At 43.3% G+C, this 19422-nt stretch carries 18 protein-coding genes; 6 read left to right on the plus strand and 12 right to left on the minus strand.

Annotated elements, in window-relative coordinates; genetic code table 11:
* The first annotated feature begins 389 nt into the window (after window positions 1–389).
* On the plus strand, window positions 390–854 hold the full coding sequence (locus tag ACFI6L_RS06175; RefSeq protein ID WP_014950707.1) for an RNA recognition motif domain-containing protein: 465 nt from the start codon (window positions 390–392) through the stop codon (window positions 852–854).
* A gap of 79 nt (window positions 855–933) precedes the next feature.
* Here ACFI6L_RS06175 and ACFI6L_RS06180 read toward each other — a convergent pair whose 3' ends face one another.
* Window positions 934–2247: a DUF5610 domain-containing protein gene (locus tag ACFI6L_RS06180; RefSeq protein WP_462573607.1), complete on the minus strand. Its 1314-nt coding sequence runs from the start codon at window positions 2245–2247 to the stop codon at window positions 934–936.
* 175 nt (window positions 2248–2422) lie between these two features.
* Between ACFI6L_RS06180 and trmA the strand changes: the two genes are divergently transcribed.
* Window positions 2423–3520, plus strand: a complete 1098-nt coding sequence (gene trmA, locus ACFI6L_RS06185; RefSeq protein WP_282762986.1) for a tRNA (uridine(54)-C5)-methyltransferase TrmA — start codon at window positions 2423–2425, stop codon at window positions 3518–3520.
* Window positions 3521–3640: 120 nt separating this feature from the next.
* Here trmA and fabR read toward each other — a convergent pair whose 3' ends face one another.
* A complete protein-coding gene (gene fabR / locus ACFI6L_RS06190; protein WP_014977408.1) occupies window positions 3641–4237 on the minus strand; it encodes an HTH-type transcriptional repressor FabR in 597 nt (198 codons plus the stop codon).
* A gap of 341 nt (window positions 4238–4578) precedes the next feature.
* Between fabR and ACFI6L_RS06195 the strand changes: the two genes are divergently transcribed.
* Together ACFI6L_RS06195 and sthA are read left to right on the plus strand one after the other, a co-directional pair.
* On the plus strand, window positions 4579–5706 hold the full coding sequence (locus ACFI6L_RS06195) for an acyl-CoA desaturase (RefSeq protein ID WP_014950711.1): 1128 nt from the start codon (window positions 4579–4581) through the stop codon (window positions 5704–5706).
* Window positions 5707–5885: 179 nt separating this feature from the next.
* Window positions 5886–7307, plus strand: a complete 1422-nt coding sequence (sthA, locus tag ACFI6L_RS06200; protein ID WP_014950712.1) for a Si-specific NAD(P)(+) transhydrogenase — start codon at window positions 5886–5888, stop codon at window positions 7305–7307.
* A 56-nt stretch (window positions 7308–7363) separates the two neighbouring features.
* Here sthA and ACFI6L_RS06205 read toward each other — a convergent pair whose 3' ends face one another.
* The gene (locus ACFI6L_RS06205; RefSeq protein ID WP_014950713.1) at window positions 7364–7669 is read right to left on the minus strand and encodes a hypothetical protein; all 306 of its coding nucleotides are present in this window, start codon (window positions 7667–7669) and stop codon (window positions 7364–7366) included.
* Window positions 7670–7783: 114 nt separating this feature from the next.
* Here ACFI6L_RS06205 and ACFI6L_RS06210 point away from each other — a divergent pair, with 114 nt between their 5' ends.
* Window positions 7784–8362 (plus strand): uracil-DNA glycosylase family protein, encoded by a 579-nt coding sequence (locus tag ACFI6L_RS06210; protein WP_187447514.1) that lies wholly within the window; start codon window positions 7784–7786, stop codon window positions 8360–8362.
* On the opposite strand, the gene ACFI6L_RS06215 is transcribed toward ACFI6L_RS06210, so the two are convergent.
* The gene (locus tag ACFI6L_RS06215) at window positions 8359–10584 is read right to left on the minus strand and encodes a bifunctional diguanylate cyclase/phosphodiesterase (RefSeq protein WP_462573608.1); all 2226 of its coding nucleotides are present in this window, start codon (window positions 10582–10584) and stop codon (window positions 8359–8361) included. The genes ACFI6L_RS06210 and ACFI6L_RS06215 overlap by 4 nt on opposite strands.
* Window positions 10585–10798: 214 nt before the next feature.
* Between ACFI6L_RS06215 and ACFI6L_RS06220 the strand changes: the two genes are divergently transcribed.
* Window positions 10799–11635, plus strand: a complete 837-nt coding sequence (locus tag ACFI6L_RS06220) for a TIGR03899 family protein (protein ID WP_083606004.1) — start codon at window positions 10799–10801, stop codon at window positions 11633–11635.
* Here ACFI6L_RS06220 and ACFI6L_RS06225 read toward each other — a convergent pair.
* The 8 genes from ACFI6L_RS06225 to pspA all read right to left on the minus strand — a co-directional run bounded on the left by ACFI6L_RS06225 (window position 11632) and on the right by pspA (window position 19309).
* On the minus strand, window positions 11632–12378 hold the full coding sequence (locus ACFI6L_RS06225; protein ID WP_014950717.1) for a phosphoadenylyl-sulfate reductase: 747 nt from the start codon (window positions 12376–12378) through the stop codon (window positions 11632–11634). The two genes, ACFI6L_RS06220 and ACFI6L_RS06225, sit on opposite strands and share 4 nt — an antisense overlap.
* On the minus strand, window positions 12368–14089 hold the full coding sequence (gene cysI / locus ACFI6L_RS06230; RefSeq protein WP_101565871.1) for an assimilatory sulfite reductase (NADPH) hemoprotein subunit: 1722 nt from the start codon (window positions 14087–14089) through the stop codon (window positions 12368–12370). Before cysI ends, ACFI6L_RS06225 begins: the two co-directional genes overlap by 11 nt.
* Complete coding sequence (locus ACFI6L_RS06235) at window positions 14089–15912, minus strand: assimilatory sulfite reductase (NADPH) flavoprotein subunit (RefSeq protein WP_014950719.1); 1824 nt, start codon at window positions 15910–15912, stop codon at window positions 14089–14091. Before ACFI6L_RS06235 ends, cysI begins: the two co-directional genes overlap by 1 nt.
* Before the next feature lie 198 nt (window positions 15913–16110).
* The gene (locus ACFI6L_RS06240; RefSeq protein ID WP_435786948.1) at window positions 16111–16866 is read right to left on the minus strand and encodes a TIGR04219 family outer membrane beta-barrel protein; all 756 of its coding nucleotides are present in this window, start codon (window positions 16864–16866) and stop codon (window positions 16111–16113) included.
* A 3-nt stretch (window positions 16867–16869) separates the two neighbouring features.
* Window positions 16870–17862, minus strand: coding sequence for a DUF2333 family protein (locus ACFI6L_RS06245; protein WP_435786949.1), 993 nt, complete (start codon window positions 17860–17862; stop codon window positions 16870–16872).
* A 154-nt stretch (window positions 17863–18016) separates the two neighbouring features.
* On the minus strand, window positions 18017–18379 hold the full coding sequence (locus tag ACFI6L_RS06250) for a hypothetical protein (RefSeq protein ID WP_014977415.1): 363 nt from the start codon (window positions 18377–18379) through the stop codon (window positions 18017–18019).
* Window positions 18379–18579, minus strand: a complete 201-nt coding sequence (locus ACFI6L_RS06255) for a PspC domain-containing protein (protein ID WP_014950723.1) — start codon at window positions 18577–18579, stop codon at window positions 18379–18381. Before ACFI6L_RS06255 ends, ACFI6L_RS06250 begins: the two co-directional genes overlap by 1 nt.
* Before the next feature lie 61 nt (window positions 18580–18640).
* A complete protein-coding gene (pspA, locus tag ACFI6L_RS06260; RefSeq protein WP_435786950.1) occupies window positions 18641–19309 on the minus strand; it encodes a phage shock protein PspA in 669 nt (222 codons plus the stop codon).
* Window positions 19310–19422: the final 113 nt, after the last annotated feature.

Consider the following 19422-nt stretch of genomic DNA (forward strand, 5'->3'; position numbering starts at 1 on the left):
CACTAGAAACCGTTGCTTCTTAGTGACTCACCCTGTTCGAGTGAGGTGCGCATTTTACATCGTTTGTTTTCGATGTCAACCATGTTTTTAAACTTTTTATTTGTTTGAAAACTTGGTTTCGCACTTGTTGCTGAGTTGGCTTTGTTTTTCTCGAAGCCCCCTCAGAACGTGGAGCGCATTATAGATACCTCTTGTGAAAGATCAACACTTAAATTGGATTTTTTTGCTTTTTAAGCCACTTTTGGTGTTAACCGCTCATTTCTGCATCATTTCTAGCGACTCAATCCATCTTTAGACTAGTTTTTTCACATTTTATTGTTCAATTTGTTACAAATGAGTAAACTATATACAGCCTCCAACACCATAATAAACAATAGAAAGGTAGGTATATGAAAGTAGGCTTTATTCAATGCGCTGTTATTAGCGCTATTTTTGCAATTGCAGGTTACTTGTTATTTTCTTCTGCTAGTTTAAACGTCCATGTTCCACTGACCGTCTCAGCAGCTCTGCTGATCAGCGGTATCGTTACTCCTTGGCTAGCGTCTCTTATTCAAAGTCCATCTTCCTCAGATGCCAGAGCACATTCTAATGACGGATCAGTAGAAACTTTATATGTGGGTAATTTGCCTTATAGAGCAAACGAGAACGCAGTAAAGGAATACTTCAGTAGCTTTATTGAAGTACAGTCGGTTCGCTTAATGAAGGATCGTAAAACTGGAAAAAGAAAAGGATACGGTTTTATCGAAGTTGTAACTGACGACTTAAACAGCGTAATCGATAAAACTAACGACTCAATCTTCCAGGAGCGAACCCTAAAAGTTCGCCCTGCAAAGGACAAAGTCGAACACGCATAATTTTGTGAGTACGGTTTATAGGCTATAAAAAAGCCCGGTTAGCTTTCGCTACCGGGCTTTTATATTAGTAAATAGTTAGTTATTCACTTGTCTCAGCAGATTGAGGAAGTCCATTAAGTAACGTTTGATTAAAAGCGTGAAACCTATTTATAGCAGATACAAGATCTGGCACCTGCACGTCTTTGATCTCATTAATCAACCCACCTATTAAGGTATTATAGTCTTCGTTACTTTCTAACGTACTTTCGGCATTAGCAAAAGTATCCATCATCTTTTCTAGATATTGCGCTATAGGGCTAACCACATTTCCAAACTTCGAATTATCGCTTTTGTCTTCATTGTAATGTTGGATGTTCTCATACGTCTTTAGCACTTCGGTCTGTGTTGTTCTATTTAACTGTAACGCGTAGCCAACTAACTCTTTATCGTCAAAGCCTAAACTTAACGCTTCTTCAAATGCTTTGTCGATGTCACCACTGTAAAAGGTGTCGGCGAGATCCTGAACTTGACCAACTAAATCAGCTATCGACTCTAACTCATCTTCATCAAGCTCTCCTTTTAATGAAAAGCTAATACCGCTTCGCTCATAGTATTGGTACGAAGTTTGTTGTTGGTATGACGCTGAAAAATTGTTTTCACCTTGCTCGCCACTACCGCCTGATTGCTCCTGAGATGCCTGTGCTTGGAAATTAAGTTGTTGAGACGCTTGGAACGAGCGAAGACTCTCAAAACTAAAACTCACTTCGTCTCCATCTTTAGTTCGAATCAGCAAGCTTCCCCTTTTCTCATCCGATGCAGCTACCGCGTTTAAGGACGAAAGCGTTACAGCGTTCGGCTGCTGGCGACCAAATATGTCAGTTTCCAGATCGTTTATTCCTGTATCGATGAGATCGCGGCTTTTTGTCATCCCTTGCTCAATCTCTTCATTCATAAAACCAGCGAGGTCTTTTTCAGCCATAGCGAATCCACGGCTTACGCCTTCTCTCGCTTGGCTAAATAAGCCATTAAGCTTTTCTTCGCTGGCACCACCGTTTGCCGCACCTCTAATGACGCCACCTACGAACTTAAGTACGTTTCTGGCAACTTTTTCAAAGTCGAACAAACTGTTCGACTTATCTTCAATGCTTTTCTCTTTGGCTTCTTGTGGCTTTTGGCCATCTATAACTAACGCTTGGTTAAGACTACTACTTACCACACGTAAGCCGATGCTAGTTTGGCTACTGGAAACAGATACTGATGCCGCTTGTTGTTTAGAAAACTCAGCCGCTTGCTGCAATCCGTCTTGCTGTAACTGCTTTTTCAACATTTCGTTCGGGTGAACTGATGCCTTTTGATCTGCTTTTTGATCGACCTTCTGGTCGCCCATAAAAGCCTTAATTTGACCCACGTTCATAATTTGATCCTCACTATCCTCAATCTTATTATCGGCAAAGAATCAGTATTGTTTAATTTTAATACAGCTTTTTTACTAGTTCGTTCCTAATAATAATGCAGAAGTAGATAGAGCTTGTTGCAGTTATTTTATAAGGGACTACAATTCGCGACCTCAATATTGAATGGAGAATTTTATGACCGCGACCGAACAACAACGCTATCAAGCTCAGTTGGACGAAAAAGTAGAACGTCTTACTGCGTTACTTTCTCCGTTCAATGCGCCTGACTTAACCGTATTTCCATCGCAACCAACGCACTACCGTATGCGCGCCGAATTTAGAGTATGGCATGAAGGCGATGATTTGTTTCACATCATGTTCAACCAGGAAACAAAAGAAAAGTACCGCGTAGATAGCTTTCCTCCTGCTTGTAAAGCAATAAACGATGCTATGGCGCTGTTGCTTGAAGAAGTAAGACCAAATGAAGCGCTAAGAAAGAAGCTTTTTCAAATCGATTATCTTTCTGCACTATCTGGCGAGCTTGTCATCAGCCTTTTATACCATCGTCAACTAGATGAGAAGTGGCAAGAGGCTGCAGAAGAATTAAAGGCGAAACTCGAGGCTCACTTTCCGAAAGTAAACATCATCGGCCGTGCGAGAAAACAAAAGCTTATTATCGACAACGATTTTGTTATTGAGCGCTTACCCGTTAATGGCAAAGAATTCATATTTAAGCATATCGAAAATAGCTTCACTCAGCCCAATGCCGAAGTGAACTGTAGCATGATTGAATGGGCACTAGATTGCGTAAAGCCGCTCTCTGGCGATTTACTGGAGATGTATTGCGGTGCAGGTAACTTCTCACTGCCGCTAGCGCTTCACTTCGATAATGTTGTGGGGACCGAAATAGCCAAGCCCTCTGTACAAGCTGCGCAGTTTAATATTGAACAAAATCAGCTTAATAATGTGAAGATCGTAAGACTCGCCGCTGAAGAATTCACTCAGGCTATGAAAGGTGAACGTACGTTTAGTCGGTTAGAAGGCATTGATCTAAGTGCATATAATTTCACAACTGTATTGGTTGACCCACCAAGAGCTGGGTTAGATGAAGACTCGCTTAGAATGATTCAGGATTACGATAATATCGTGTATATCTCGTGTAACCCTGAAACGCTGGCGCAAAATCTTGAGCTTTTAAGTGAAACTCACGACGTTGCTCAATCAGCACTATTCGATCAATTCCCGTTTACTCATCACATTGAGGCTGGCGTTTTACTTACACGCAAAAGCTAGTTTTGGTACAAATTGACAAGGCCTTTGGAGTCACAAAGGCCTATGAAGACGTATTAAAATAAGGTGGCTTTGATTAGAGCAAACGATTTGGACTTAAAAGGCCAATCGCCACTAATTCAATTATACGCTTTTTTGCGTTGCACCTACTTGAACGAAGCGAAGCTGTGCTTTCACTCTCTCACCAATTTCGCGGCGAAGCTTATCGTCTGCTTCTAATGCCTCTGCCCCAGCACTGAATACGAGCCTTACCATAGCATCAGCTTGAAGCTGCGCGCATGCGTATTCTACGCCCTGCTGTTCAATAATGTAGTCGGTCAACTCGTCGATGAAGTGTTGAATCTCTCTAAATACTGCCAACCGATAAGCCGACGACGTACCAGTATGCTCGCGTAGTAATAAACGAAATACGTTTGTATTTGCCGCAATAAATTCCATGAAGGTTTCAACAGAAGTATGTATTACGCCGCCTCCAGAGGCTATACGCCGCCTTGCCTGACGCATAAGCTGCCGCAATGCTAAACCGGCTTCATCCACCAGCGTTAAACCCAATTCGTCCATATCTTTGAAGTGCCGATAAAAAGACGTAGGTGCTATACCTGCCTCTCGGGCAACTTCACGCAAGCTGATTGCCGATAAGCTGCGATTTTCATCGAGCAAAGAAAACGCAGCATGAATGATATTTTGGCGGGTTTTTAATTTCTGTTCTTGTCGACTCACATTCGCACCATAGGTTGATTAGCTCTAAACGGCTTGATGATTTTTAGCGCTTGGGGTTGAAGCCCTTACGTCATCTGTATAGCCATTAACGCAATCAAACTTCGTACATCAAAGACTAGCATGTGTAGTTTATCGCAACACACACCAGTGGGGAAAGAGAAACAGAATCATCTCTTTTATAAACAAGCATTAAGCAGAAAAAGCCACAATCAACGAGCGTTTCAGCGTAGCTTTACTATAATTAAACTTTACACATGTAAGCAGAACTAATCTGGGTTTTGCTTGCCTGAAGCCTCGTAAAACGATAAATTAGCGAACAGTTGTAAGCCAAGTTGTATAAAATGAAAAAACCTCCTCTTATCCTTACTAATGTGCTGGTATTTATTATATCTGGCGCAATTGCGTTTATTGGTGTGCCGCTATGGGTGGCGTATCAAGGCATCGATTGGGCAGAAATCGGTGCGGCTATATTCCTATTTTACTTTACCGGTATGTCTATAACTGCCGGCTACCACCGCTTATGGTCGCATAAAACTTACGACGCCAATGTGGTTGTTCGTGTGATCCTTGCGATTGGTGGCGCTATGGCGCTGCAAAATAGTATTTTGCACTGGTCGTCAGATCATCGCGTTCATCATCGTCATGTTGATGATAACGACAAAGACCCCTACTCTGCGAAGAAAGGGCTTTGGTTTGCGCATATCGGCTGGATGTTGCGTGAGTATCAGGCCAAACGTTACGATGACTACAGTAACTGTAAAGATCTTCAAAAAGATAAAGTGGTGATGTGGCAGCATAACTACTATTTGCCCATCGTGCTGGCGGCCAACTTCGGTATCACAGGTCTTCTGGGCTATTTAAATGGTGACGTATTAGGCATGATCTTGGTAGCCGGTGTACTTCGCTTGGTGCTAGTGCATCACGTAACCTTCTTTATCAATTCTCTTGCTCATTTTTGGGGTAGCCAGCCTTACACCGATAAGAACACAGCACGAGATAACGGTATTCTTGCGTTTTTTACCTTTGGTGAAGGTTATCACAATTACCATCACATCTTTGAGTACGACTATCGTAATGGCATTCGCTGGTATCAGTTTGATCCTACAAAATGGCTTATTAAGGGATTATCACTGGTAGGACTGACATCCAACCTTCGCAAAGTGCCAGAAGAGCGCATCGAGAAAGCGTTAGCAGCAATGCAGCTGCAAAGAGCAAGTGAAAAAGTATCGCTACTGCCTAATGCTGAAGAAATGATGCATACCATTCAAGAAGAATACGACTTGTTAATGCAGCGCATGAGTGAATACTACGCCACGAAAAAACGTGTTATGCGCGTTAAACAACGCACCCTAAAGCGCAGTATCGAAGGGCTTGAGCTTGCATACAAGTACAAAGAGCTGAAACACGCATTTGCTGTACAGAAAGAGAAATGGACACAGTTACATAGTTTGTCATTGCAAATGGCGTAAATTAACGCCCTCTTTTATACGTTTGAACGCTAAAAACCACATAAGTGTCTGCTTATGTGGTTTTTTTTTATTCTATAGTTGGATAAGGTCGTTATACTAAAACCAGAATCATTCATTTTGTATTACGGCTAACCTAGTGGTGACATCGCATTACAAAAGTAACAACATGGGAAAGTAAGATGGCAACGAAGCAAAAAACCAAAGCCCCGTCGTATCATTACGACGCTATCGTTATTGGCACAGGTCCTGGTGGAGAAGGCGTTGCAATGCAGCTTGCCAAAGCCGGAAAAAAAGTGGCGGTTGTTGAGCGCTACGAGGCAGTGGGAGGGGGCTGTACCCATTGGGGAACCATTCCATCGAAAGCGCTTCGTCACTCAGTAAGTCGTCTTATTGAATATAACTCTTCTCCCTTGTTTGCCGACAACCACTTAAGTAAGAGTCTTACGTTTTCTGACATCATGCGCCATGCTAGCGGTGTGGTAAAAAGCCAAACTCGACTTCGCTCTTCTTTCTACGACAGAAATCGTGTGACGCTATTTCACGGCGAAGCCAGTTTCGTAGATGCGCATACGTTAGAGATAACCCGTAAAGATGGCTCTAAAGATACTGTCACTGCAGGCCAAATTGCTATTGCCACAGGGTCGCGTCCTTATTGTCCTAAAGACATCGACTTTAATCACCCGCGTATTTATAACTCAGACACTATCCTATCTTTAGATCACGATCCCAAATCAATAATTATCTATGGCGCTGGGGTCATTGGCTCTGAATATGCCAGTATTTTCAGAGGACTAGGCGTAAAAGTTGACCTCGTTAACATGCGCGATCGCTTACTGTCATTTCTTGATGACGAGATATCGGACGCACTCAGTTATCACCTGTGGAACAATGGCGTACTCATCCGGCACAATGAGGCCTATTCTTCGGTTGAAGCTACCGATGACTCGGTTATTTTAAACTTAGAGTCGGGCAAGCGTATGCGCGCAGATTGTCTCTTGTTTGCTAACGGAAGAACGGGTAATACAGATACACTTAAACTCGAGAATATTGGTTTAAAAGCCGATGGCAGAGGCCAACTCAAGGTTAACGAAAATTATCAAACTGACGTAGACAATGTATTTGCAGTCGGCGATGTCATTGGCTATCCAAGTTTAGCATCTGCGGCTTATAACCAAGGTCGCTTTGCCGCTGAAGCTATGCTTGGCATAAAAACACATTCGGCATTGGTAGAAGATATTCCGTCAGGCATATACACCATCCCAGAAATAAGTTCTGTTGGTAAAACAGAGCAAGAGCTTACTGCAGCAAAAGTGCCTTATGAAGTGGGAAGAGCTCAGTTCAAACATTTGGCCAGAGCCCAAATCGCGTCAACGCAGACAGGAAGTCTGAAAATCTTGTTTCATCGCGAAACTAAAGAAATCTTGGGCATTCATTGTTTCGGTGAACGTGCCTCCGAGATTGTTCACATCGGCCAAGCGATCATGCAGCAAAAGGGTGAAGGCAATACCATAGATTACTTCGTTAACACTACGTTTAACTATCCAACCATGGCAGAAGCTTATCGAGTTGCTGCTATTAATGGACTTAATAGAATTTTCTAACGGACACAAAAAAGCCGGCGAGATTGTCGCCGGCTTAATATGCGTTAACTAAGAAATTAGTTACGGTTCGCAGCAAGCGCGTTAAGCGAATCTTTATGTGCTACGATGTCGATGTGCATATTTTCTTGATCGAACGTCATTGTTGCAATGGCGTAGTCACCCTGACTATCGCTTGCAATGTCGATCAACTTTGCTTGTGCATCACGGAAACGAATGTTATTGCCGATTTTGTCAGACATACATTGGTTATTCATTTCGAATGTTTTCGCATCCATGCAATCGAAAAGCTGGTTATCACCAGATTCCGCATGCGCAATACCAAAGGCCGCTGATAGAGCTAGGGTTAGTACTACTTTACGCATGTTTCTTCTCCTGTGTTACAGTCTACTACTGTCACTATTAAACATACTGTATATACATAAGATAGTCAAACTGAGATCATAGTTTTGTGACAAAAGTATGACAAAGAGAAATATTTGGAGAAAAATGTGAAAGGCCACGATGCACTAGTGGTTAAAGCGAGAAATTGTAGACTGTGTGCCCCTCACCTACCGCATCAACCCAACCCCATATTTAGCACTGCACCATCAACTAAAGTGCTTATTATTGGGCAAGCACCGGGGTTGAAAGCTCATGAACGCAACATTGCGTTTGATGATCCCAGCGGAGATCGGTTACGCGATTGGTTGTCTGTCTCGAGAGAGACCTTTTATAACCCTAGCTTAATTTCGGTGCTGCCAATGGGCTTCTGCTTTCCAGGTTATAAAAATGGAGCAGATGCCCCGCCAAGAAAAGAATGTGCTCCCGCTTGGCATAATGACTTTCTTCTTCATTTAAAACCTGAAGTAACGCTTTACGTGGGACGTTACTCGCAACAGTATTATTTACCGCAACACAAAACGTTAACTGAAGCTGTACGCAGTCCGACTGAAACACATTTCGTACTGCCCCACCCGTCAGGAAGAAACAACAGGTGGCTCGCTAAAAACCCTTGGTTTGAATTAGATATCCTTCCCAAGTTGCGAGACACTGTCGAATCTGTATTAAAAGTTTAGTCGTGCTCTTCAAGAAACGCTAAAAGCGCATCGAACGGCATAGGCTTCGCGTACAAGTAGCCCTGTGCTTCGTCACATCCAAGCTTTATCATGTAACTCGCCTGCTCTCTTTTTTCTACGCCTTCGGCGATAGTCAATAAGCCTAGCTTGTTACCCAAAGTCACAATGGTCTCAGCAAGCACTGCGCTTGCACCCGGTTTAATGTCTTTGACAAAAGAACGATCGACCTTCAATCGATCTAACGGAAGCTGCTGTAGATAACTCATGGAGGAAAAGCCTGTTCCAAAGTCATCAATGGCTATTTTCACCCCAAATTCTTTTAACGAACGCAATGCATCTATTACAATTTGCGGCTCATCCATCACCACGCTTTCTGTTATTTCTAGCTCTAACAGGCTTGGGTCGCAGTTGGCGTTAGATAGTGCCTGCTTAACTTTTTCTACAAATAACCTGTCACGGAACTGCGGAATAGAGATGTTAACGGCAACTCTTAGATGGCCGTAGCCTTTTTCTTTCAATTCCTGAAGACGACGGCATGATTCTTCTAATACCCATTCACCGATATCAACGATAAGGCCTGAATACTCAGCAAGTGGCACAAATACGGCGGGAGAAATATATCCCCCTTCACCATTGGGCCAGCGTAGTAAGCCTTCCATGCCAACAACTTTTTCATTCAGTAAGTCCACTTGCGGCTGAAACCACAGCTCCAGCTTTCTTGCTGCAAAGTCACTTCGGAGTTGGCGAATCATATCTAGGCGCCAAGTCGTCTGATCTTCAATATCTTTGGCGTGATATTCGAAGTTATCTGTCAGATTTTTCTTAGCACGGTTTAACGCAATATTCGTGCGCTTTAAAATCTCAATGCCGATGTGGCGTTTATTGTCTAACTTGCACAAACCAAGTGTTATATTCACCGGAAGGGTGTGATCACCTACCTGAAATGAAGATTGGAAAATGTTGTTAATGGACTTGGGGCATACCAAATCGTCAGGACCAATAAGACCAAATACATCAGCACCTATGCGGCCTTTTTTAACTATGCTATCGAAAGAAGATTGAAAGCGATCGCTTATAGCTCGCAACAATTCGTTGCCGACTTCTTGCCCTAAACCATCATTTATATCGGAAAAGTGATTTACGTCGATAAGAGCTACGCTATAGTTTTCTCCGGCAAACAAATGAGGTTTATCGAGCATATTGATAAACTCATTGCGGTTTGGCAGACGGGTTAACCAGTCTCTGAACGCCGCATTTCTTAATTCATGGAAAAGATTAACGTTTTCGTATCCCACTGAAATACTGGATAGAAAAACCTCAAGCAAGTGCTTGTCTAGCTCACTAATCTCGTGGGTTTGTCGAACAAATACGGCAGCTTCAAAACCAGCGCGGCTGATATACAGCACAGAGCAACTAGGCTCAAAAATGTGCTTTTTAAGACGTAGGCACCGACTAATATTTTCTTCAATTTCAAGGTTTTTAAGCGTGAACACAGGCTGGTTTATAAATTTCGCATACTCCCCCGCAGCGCCAAGCACGTAAACCTCTTCGTCCTCTCGGTCTAGCAAAGAACCCGCTCTTGCGCACAATAAACCTTCGGAATCTAAACCAATAAGCGAACTAATCTGAGTAACTACACCTTCGCAAAACTCTTTCACCGAATGTTCTTCAAACAAGTTCGCTGAAGAGGTGATTATTTTCTCTAAACCAGCACGGCTTTGACTAATCGTTACAATTTGCTGATAAGAGCGTAGTGAGGAAATGATAGTAGTTAGTAATTTGGCGCGAGTAAGTTCTGTTTTGGTTTTGTAGTCATTGATATCGTAAACTTTAATGACTTGCTCTTCAGGCGCGTAGCCGGGCTGGCCCGTACGTAAGATAATTCGAGGTTCAACTAACTTCATGTCTTCGCGGATGTATTTAACAACATCAAAACCCGCGTCATCAGTCTCCATAACGACATCAAGTAAAATTATGGCAATGCTGTTGCCATATTCGTGCAGCATTTCTTTGGCTTGTTTTGCTGAATAAGCGTGGATGAAGTTTAATTTGCGATCGTTTACGATGAGATCAGATAGCGCGAGACGCGTTACGGTGTGAATCTCTTCATCGTCATCGACAATAAGAATGTTCCAGTCTTTGCCCAATAAGGTTTGCTCTTCAACTGAACCATCATCATCTAAAAAAATTAATTCGTCGTTATCGTAATCCATTGCCGACATTACCGCTCATTTCCTCGATACAAACAAAACAAGAATGCGCTACTCATTGTATTAAGGTAACGATTACATTGATAAATGGGTTACGCAATGCAATAGTGCTCTCATGTTACATGCCATTTTACATTCGATCATTTAAGCATTTATGAAGATTACATCCCAGCACTTTTCCCCTGAGGTAAAAAAACCACAGGAAACGGAAGAGAAGACTGTAAAGGTGACAGCCGAATCGCCTGCGGCTGAAAAAGCGGCCAGCAACGCAGTGAAAACCGATGCTAGTCGCCAACGCATGCTTTCCTGGTTTGCCAGAGTGGGTATAAGCCCCTCTATGATGTCCCCTGATCCTAAAAAGCAAAAGCATGCACTAGAAAGAAGAAAACAAATATTAGAAACCCAAAAAGCGAGCAATCTTCAAGCTGTATTAAATATAGCATTAAATGTGACGATCAACGAACAAACTAGTGATAATCTTGATCCCGACTGGTTTTTCGCATTTAGTACCATGGCTGAGGAAATTTACAGCCCGCCCATGCAGGAATTATGGGGAAAGATTTTTGCCGTTGAGGTGGCTCGCCCGGGCAGTTTTTCCCTTCGTACATTGCAGCTATTAAAGACGCTAACTCATAGGGATGCACAAGTATTCAATAAGGCTGTGAATGTTGCGAGTAGAAGAAATAACGATGCGGTCCCGCGTATTCTTGTGGGGTATCACAAACGCAAAGGCTTGCTTTCACTATTGAGACGCCCTGTTCCTGAGCAAATTAACTTAGCCAACGTAGGGTTGAGTTACCCTGATCTGTTGTCTTTGCAAGAGATGAAGTTGATTTATACCAGCGAAATTGAAAGCGCCGAATACGATGAAGGTCAGCAAGTAACCTGGCGATGCGTAAATGAAAATATTTCATTAACCAGTAAAACGTCGGGGGTTGCTTTGGTGTATTACAAGTTCACTTCGGTCGGCAGTGAGCTGTATAAATTAGTGACTAAGTCGCCTAATGAAGTGTATTTAACCAGCATTAAGTCGGTGTTAGGCGAGGTATTTAACGTAAGTTAAATACCGTCACCAAACTCGTGCAATCCACACTCACGTTTCAAACCAAAGAAGCGCGTGTCTTGCTCACTCATTCCTTCTTGGAGCGACTGCGTGGTATGCCAATCACCGATGGATACATACCCTTGCTCCCAAAGCGGATGATAAGACAAGTCGTTATCTTTCAGGTAGTAATGTAAGTCTTTGTTGCTCCAATCAATGATCGGGTAAAGTTTAAACTGCTGCCCTACTTTTTGTAGAACTGGAAGCTTTCCCCTGGTATCTGATTGGCTTCTACGCAAACCTGCAAACCACGTACCTGCTTTCAGGTCACGTAAGGCGCGCTGCATTGGCTCAACTTTGTTCATCTTATTGTATTTCTCAATACCTTCGATGCCTTGTTCCCAAAGTCTGCCAAAGCGCGCTTCCTGCCACGCAGAAGACATCTCTGCGCTGTACACATGCAAATTTAAATTGAGCTTTTCTACAAGTTCATCAATAAACTTATATGTCTCAGGAAAAAGATAGCCTGTGTCGGTAAGCACAACAGGAATATCCGGTTGTGCTTGGGTAAGCATATGCAGCATAACCGCCGATTGTGCTCCAAAGCTTGAAGACACAATATGAGTATCAGGCAAGTTGTCCAGCGCCCAAGCTACTCGCTCCTGCGCTGTCATTTTCTCTAACGTTTCATTGATATCAGCAAGGGCTTCCTTACTGATATCAAGCGTTAGTGGTTGCTGCTTAATCGCTGTATTATTCGTCATAGAAATCCCGTGCGGAGTCTACTACTGGTTTTACAACACCAGCGCGAACAACGTAATCACCAAAGGCTTCACCCGCTTCACGATCTTTGGCCCACTGGCCAAACAGTGAATCTAGTTCTGCCATGATTTCCTGTTCGCTTATGTTTTCTCGATACATACGTGGAATACGTGTACCTTCTCGGTTTCCACCCAAATGCAAATTGTATTTGCCTGGGCCCTTACCTACTAAACCAACCTCAGACAACATCGCGCGACCACAGCCATTCGGGCAGCCTGTTACACGGAAGATTACGCTGTCTTCTTCCAATCCGTGTTTGGCAAGCAAACCTTCTAGCTCCGTAACGGCATCCGGCAAGTAGCGCTCAGCTTCTGCCATGGCTAACGGACAGGTTGGCAATGCAACACAGGCCATTGAGTCAAGTCGCTGGTTAGAAATCGATGGCGCTATTAAGCCATGTTCGCGGGCTAATGCTTCAATTTTGTCTTTGTCTTGCGGCGCTACACCGGCAATAATCAAATTCTGGTTTGCCGTTAAGCGGAAATCACCTTTGTGGATCTTCGCAATTTCGGCACAGCCTGTTTTTAGCGTTTTACCTGGGTAATCTAAAATACGGCCATTCTCAATAAATACGGTCAGGTGATATTTGCCGTCAATACCTTCAACCCAGCCAAAGCGATCGCCACGTCCCGTAAATTCATACGCACGGCTGTCTTGGAAAGTCACGCCTGCGCGTTTTTCAACTTCAGCCTTAAAGTTGTCTACCCCAACACGCTCTAACGTATATTTGGTTTTCGCGTTCTTACGATTAACACGGTTCCCCCAATCACGCTGAGTTGTTACAACCGCTGCGGCAACGTCTAGCGTGTTTTCAAGCGGAATAAATCCGAAATCAGACGCTTTTCGTGGATACGTACTCTTGTCGCCATGGGTCATCGCAAGACCACCACCGACAAGCACGTTGAAGCCAATTAATTGACCGTTCTCTGCAATCGCAACAAAGTTAAGATCGTTTGCGTGAACATCTACATCGTTTTGCGGAGGAATCACCACCGTCGTTTTAAATTTACGCGGTAAATAGTTATCACCCAAAATAGGCTCTACAGGTTTTTCAGTCGTTTCAACTTTTTCACCGTCTAACCAAATTTCAGCATACGCGCGGGTTTTAGGTAGTAAGTGTTCACTTATCTTCTTCGCCCATTCAAATGCCTGAAGGTGAAGCTCAGATTCAACCGGATTTGACGTACATAGTACGTTTCGGTTTACATCGCCTGCCGTAGCAATAGAGTCGATGCCTACCTTGTTTAGCATTTGGTGCATGGACTTAATCTTAGGCTTTAACACACCGTGAAACTGGAAAGTTTGACGGGTTGTTAAACGAATGCTGCCGTACATGGTGTGATCGGCTGCAAACTTATCAATCGCTAACCATTGGTCAGGCGTAATAACACCACCAGGTAAACGGGCACGCAACATCACATTGTGAAGCGGCTCAAGTTTCTGCTTTGCACGCTCAGCGCGAATATCACGATCGTCTTGTTGGTACATACCGTGAAAGCGAATAAGCTGGAAGTTATCAGCGGTGAAACCACCAGTAAGATCATCTTTAAGATCGGTAGTGATGGTGCCGCGCAAATTATTACTTTCACGCTTTAAACGCTCGTTGTCAGCCAGTTTGCCCTCAACGATAAATGGTGATTTTTCGTTACTCATTAATAGACATCCTTCTGATAACGTTTCGCTTTACGTAACTCTACAACATAGGCTTTTGCATCGGCTTCAGATTTACCGCCGTGCTCTTGCACAATACTAATTAGGGCGTTCTCTACATCTTTCGCCATGTGCATTGCATCGCCACACACATAGAAGTGTGCGCCCTGCTCTAGCCATTCATACACCTCTTTACCGTTTTCTAGTAAACGGTGCTGAACATATACTTTTTCTTCTTGGTCACGAGAAAATGCCAGCGTAATTTTGTCTAGCAGGCCTTCTTTAACGTAGCCTTGCCATTCCACTTGATATAGAAAATCTTGCGTGAAATGTGGGTTGCCAAAGAACAGCCAGTTTTTGCCTTCTGCGCCTTGTACGTCACGCTCTTGCATGAACGATCTAAACGGTGCAATACCCGTACCCGGGCCGACCATGATCACTGGCGTATTTGGATCAGCGGGCAAACGGAAGTTATCGTTACTTTCTACGAACACTTCTACGTCGCCATTTTCTTCTAGATATTCACACAAAAAGCCAGATGCGCCGCCTTGATGACGATGTCCAAACGCTTCATAGTCAACGTGAGCTACGGTTAAATGTACTTCTTCTTCCACTTCGGCTTGGCTTGATGCTATCGAGTACAAGCGAGGCGTTAGCGGTCGCAAAGCATCTACAAGCTGTTGTTCAGACAACTTACCCGGATGGTCGCGCACAATATCAATAATTTGACGTTCGGCCATGTAGGTACGCAGCTGCGCTTTATCTTCCATCAATGTAGCCAATGATTCAGAGCCTGTCGCCTCTTGATATGACTTAATGAAATTAGGGTAACTTAAGGTTAATTCAAGCTTCGACGTTAATGCTTCGGTGAGTGACATGGTCGCGTCAGCCACAGACACTTCTGTATTGCCGTTTAGTGACAAGATACTAATAAGCTCCGACACTAGAGATGCTGCATTTTTAAACCATACACCAAGCGCATCACCTGGCTTATAGGTAATTCCGCTATCTTCAAGGCTTATTTCAATATGGCGTATATCTTTAACAGAATCACGACCTGTGATTTTTTGTGCGTCAATTAAGGTCGCTTTAAACGGCGCTTTCTTAGTGTAAGTTTGCGCTGCTACACCCTGCACTGCCGCGCCAGTTTGCGCCGCTACCGCTGCTTGCGGAGCTGCACTAAAATCGTCTTTTAGCGAATCGATGAGCTTGCTCAGCCATGCTTCGGCTTCCGCTTCATAATCAACGTCGCAGTCCAGACGCTCTACAATAGCTTTACCGCCAAGCTTACCTAAGCGTTCATCAAAGTCTTTACCCGTTTGGCAGAAAAACTCGTAACTACTGTCACCTAAACCCAAAACTGCATATTTGGTATCAGCAAGCTTCGGGGCTTTTTTGCCAGCCAAGAATTCATGTAGCTCAATAGCATCGTCTGGTGCATCACCTTCACCATGGGTACTAACAAATACCGCAACGTGAGTTTCTGCTTTCAAGTTACGTGGCTTGTAATCTGCCATGCTAACCAGCTTGCTATTAAAGCCCGCTTCTTCTGCTTTCGCTTGACACTGCGCTGCAACACCTTTCGCATTACCGGTTTGTGAACCGTACAAAATAGTAAGCGTTGGCGCGTCACCCGCTACTGCAGGAGTGCCTTGCATCATTGGTGCAACCGAACCACCTTGTGCAGCAGCCATGCCCGCAGCATAACCACTTACCCAAGTAAGTTGATCACGATTTAAGCCTGCAATGGCTTGCGTTATTGCATTCCACTGCTGTTCGTTTAATACCGCGCCTGGCGCTGAGTTCGAATTAGAATCTTGTGACATAGTCTTTTAGCCTTTTATCAATGGCGCTAAGGCTAACGGCTTTCTTCAAGAAGAGAAAAGAATAAATGAAACTTTTTTATTACTGAAAGTGCTAATGACTGTGCGAATAGGTAATAACACAATTGAATTTGGGCGAGAAGCAATAAAAAGGGCGAGGCTGCAATCGCAGCCCCGCCCTTTAAAATCCGTAGTTGAGGCTTAGAAGTGAAGTTCTAGCCCTGCGAATACACCATCAAATTCCATATCAGCGTACACATCATCAAGGTCTTCGATATCAACCGTTACATTTCTGTAACCCACCTGAAGCGTCATATCAACGGCTAAGCTTTCAATGAATGAGTACTGAATTGCAGCTTGATAATCACTAAGCTCATGGTCGTCGAACGACAAATAGCTTCCTTCAAAGTATGCTGATAAACCAGTAAACGGTAAACCTAGCTGAACCTTTGAGTAGGCCATTGGAACAATACCAGAGAATTCTGCAGATCCGGCTGTGTCACTCGCTCTATCCACAACGAACAGTGCGCCGTCGATATACTTCGCGTTAACACCTAAGTCAAAGCTCACTAGATCGTTATCAAATAACTCGTAGTACAAAATGAAATCTGTAGCATCTAGCTCTACATCTGTATTAACCGTGGTGCTTTCAGTAAACAGTTCGCCGTCGAAAGTGAATTCAGACTGAAGCGTTGTGGTGCCCGAGTTATCTAATGTAGTGTGATTTACTTTTACGTTAGGTAAAAACGGTACCGGATGCTCAAAGGCAATGTATAGCGCCGTATTGGTCTCATCATCAAAGTTAAAGTCAGCGGTGTTGTTGCTATCAGCAAAACCGCCCTGCGTGTCGGTTTGCCATACTTGGGCTCCAACATATACGCCTGCGATAGTGTCTGCATGAGATGAAACTGAAACTAATGCGCATCCCAATGCGGCAGCTATAAGACCCTTTTTCATTAATTATCCTTGATTAAGAAGTTCTGAAAGTTCAATTAAAGCAGCGTTTGCACGAGAAATATAGTTTGCCATTACCAAAGAATGGTTCGCTAACATGCCAAATCCACTACCATTTAAAATCATTGGACTGAATACCGACTGCTGTGTCGCTTCCAGTTCACGAATAATTTGCTGAAGACTAACCAATGCATTCTTATCTTCCAATACGTCGTAAAATTCAATTTCCACGGCTTTTAGAAAGTGAAGTAAAGCCCACGTAGCACCGCGTGCCTCATAGAAATTATCGTCTAGTTTCCACCAACTCGTTTTAACTACACGCTGGCTGGCTACAGGAGAAGACTGCTTTGCATTCGAGTCACCCGCCAGATCAGTGTTCAATCTAGCCGATCCTACGCTGGCACTAAGTCTTTGTGAATAACTACCCAAACGTTTTTCTACCTGTTTCAACCACTCGCGTAAGTTGTCTGCGCGAGTATAAAACTGACTGTCGGTATTTCGGGTATTCGCTAACTCGTCACGGTATTTTTTTAGAAGCTCTATACCGTCGGCATAACTTGATTCAGAAGAAGGCAGCGCCCAGCTTTTGTGATCCATATTGAACTTAGGATGGGCCTTTGTAAGATACGGATTTTCAATAGATTGAGATTGAGAGCGGCTAAAGTCTTTGCGCATTGAAAGTGCCAAATCTCGCACCATTTCCAGCGCACCGAACTCCCATGCAGGCATGTTATCTAAAAAAATGCCAGGAGGCGTAATATCGTTAGAAAGATATCCACCAGGCTTATCAAGTAAGGTTTCTGACACATCAATCATGGTTGTTGTTAATGTGTAACCCGCAATATTAGTTGGATTCTCAACAGGCGAGTTTTGCTTTAAACGTTGTCTAACATCAAACGTGTCTGGAGATAGGCTCCAATACCATCCTATTAGCCAGAAAAGTAAAACTAACACTACAGCGACAATCGCTATCCGTTTTGAGTTAATAGATTGTCTCATATAACACCAACCTTCCTTTTAAATAACAAATAGCCGACGGAGGTCAGCTATTTGTAGTCTTAATACTATGTGAAAAATGCGAAACCTTTGTGACGGTCGTCTTTATATCACCATCTTTTACTACGTTAACACAACTTAAATAAAATTATGATGATTATACATTATGGTGCATATTTCGGTCATTTTGCTGCTTATAAGCGGCAGAGTTTCGATTTTTCAAAGCATATAGCGCTATCGCGATAAGTATAATTGGCCAAAATGCACTTACTCCCACCACTAATAATGCTAAAAATCCTGCGCCTAGCGCTAAAAGAATTGTGCCCATAACGCTTACAGCAACAACGAAACCAACGATAGCGAGGACTACGCCGACTAGCGATAACACTGCTACGTTTTCCCAAGGACTTAGTAATTCATCTGACATGATTAAGTGCATACCCAACCAGCTATCTACTAAGCTGCCTAAACAATTCACCAAAATAATGGCGATGACCAATGCAATCAGAAAGTTTTTCATTACACTAATCTCGGTAATAAGATAACGGCTGCAATATAAGCCACTAGCGTAATAGGCGTAGCGATGAACAAGCCTGCTACAGCCGCCGCTCTAACCCATACTGCATCTATATCAAAATAACGTGCAACTCCTGCACACACACCTGAAATGATTCCAGAATCAAGGTCTCTATAAATTCGTTTTTGTGATGGTACTTTCATCATCTTCTCCAAAAATGCTTACTTCGATATCTACAATACGGGCTGCGGCTCTCAAGGTCGCCTACGCGACCTTTTTCTTCTTAAGTTCAGCCAATTCCTTTTCGATAGTTTCATCTGCTTCCATTGCATCGAACTCGGCCTGCAGTGACGTTGCTTCATTCGACTTTGTTAGGTCGTACGCATCAACTTGCGCTTCTAGATGATCAATGCGCTGCTCGTAACTCTCAAAGCGCATCATGGCATCATCAATTTTTCCTTCGTGATCAGCTTGCTTCACTTTTAAGCGTGTTTGCGCAGAATTCTTGCGCTGAACCAGCGTTTTTTGCTTGGCTTTTGCTTCGGCTAACTTACTGTTCAGACGAGCAGTATCGCCTTGGATTTTTTCGATACTCTGAGCAAGATGCGCTTCTTGCTCTTCAAGAGAAGCTAGCTTTGCAACGTACTTTTGTTTTTCGATTAGTGCGGCTTTAGCCAATGACTCTTTGTCATTATTCATTGCGATCTGTGCTTTGTGCTGCCACCCTTCCACTTCTTTGTTTGCTGATGCCATATGGCGCGCAAGCGTTTTCTGCTGAGCAATAAAGCGCGCTGCATCAGTGCGAACTTCAACTAAGGTCTCTTCCATTTCTTGAATAATCAAACGAATGATTTTTTCAGGATCTTCCGCTTTATCTAACATTGCGTTGATGTTTGCTTGAACAATATCGTTAATGCGCGAAAACATACCCATGATTATTTCTCCATTAAAAGTAGTGTTGTGGTTTCCAGCACTTATTCTTAGTTACGCTGACTGCCGGTTACCGCTGACTGAGTTCTCCTCAACACTTTAACTATTACAATCAC

It is taken from the genome of Alteromonas sp. G4i35 (assembly GCF_054960375.1).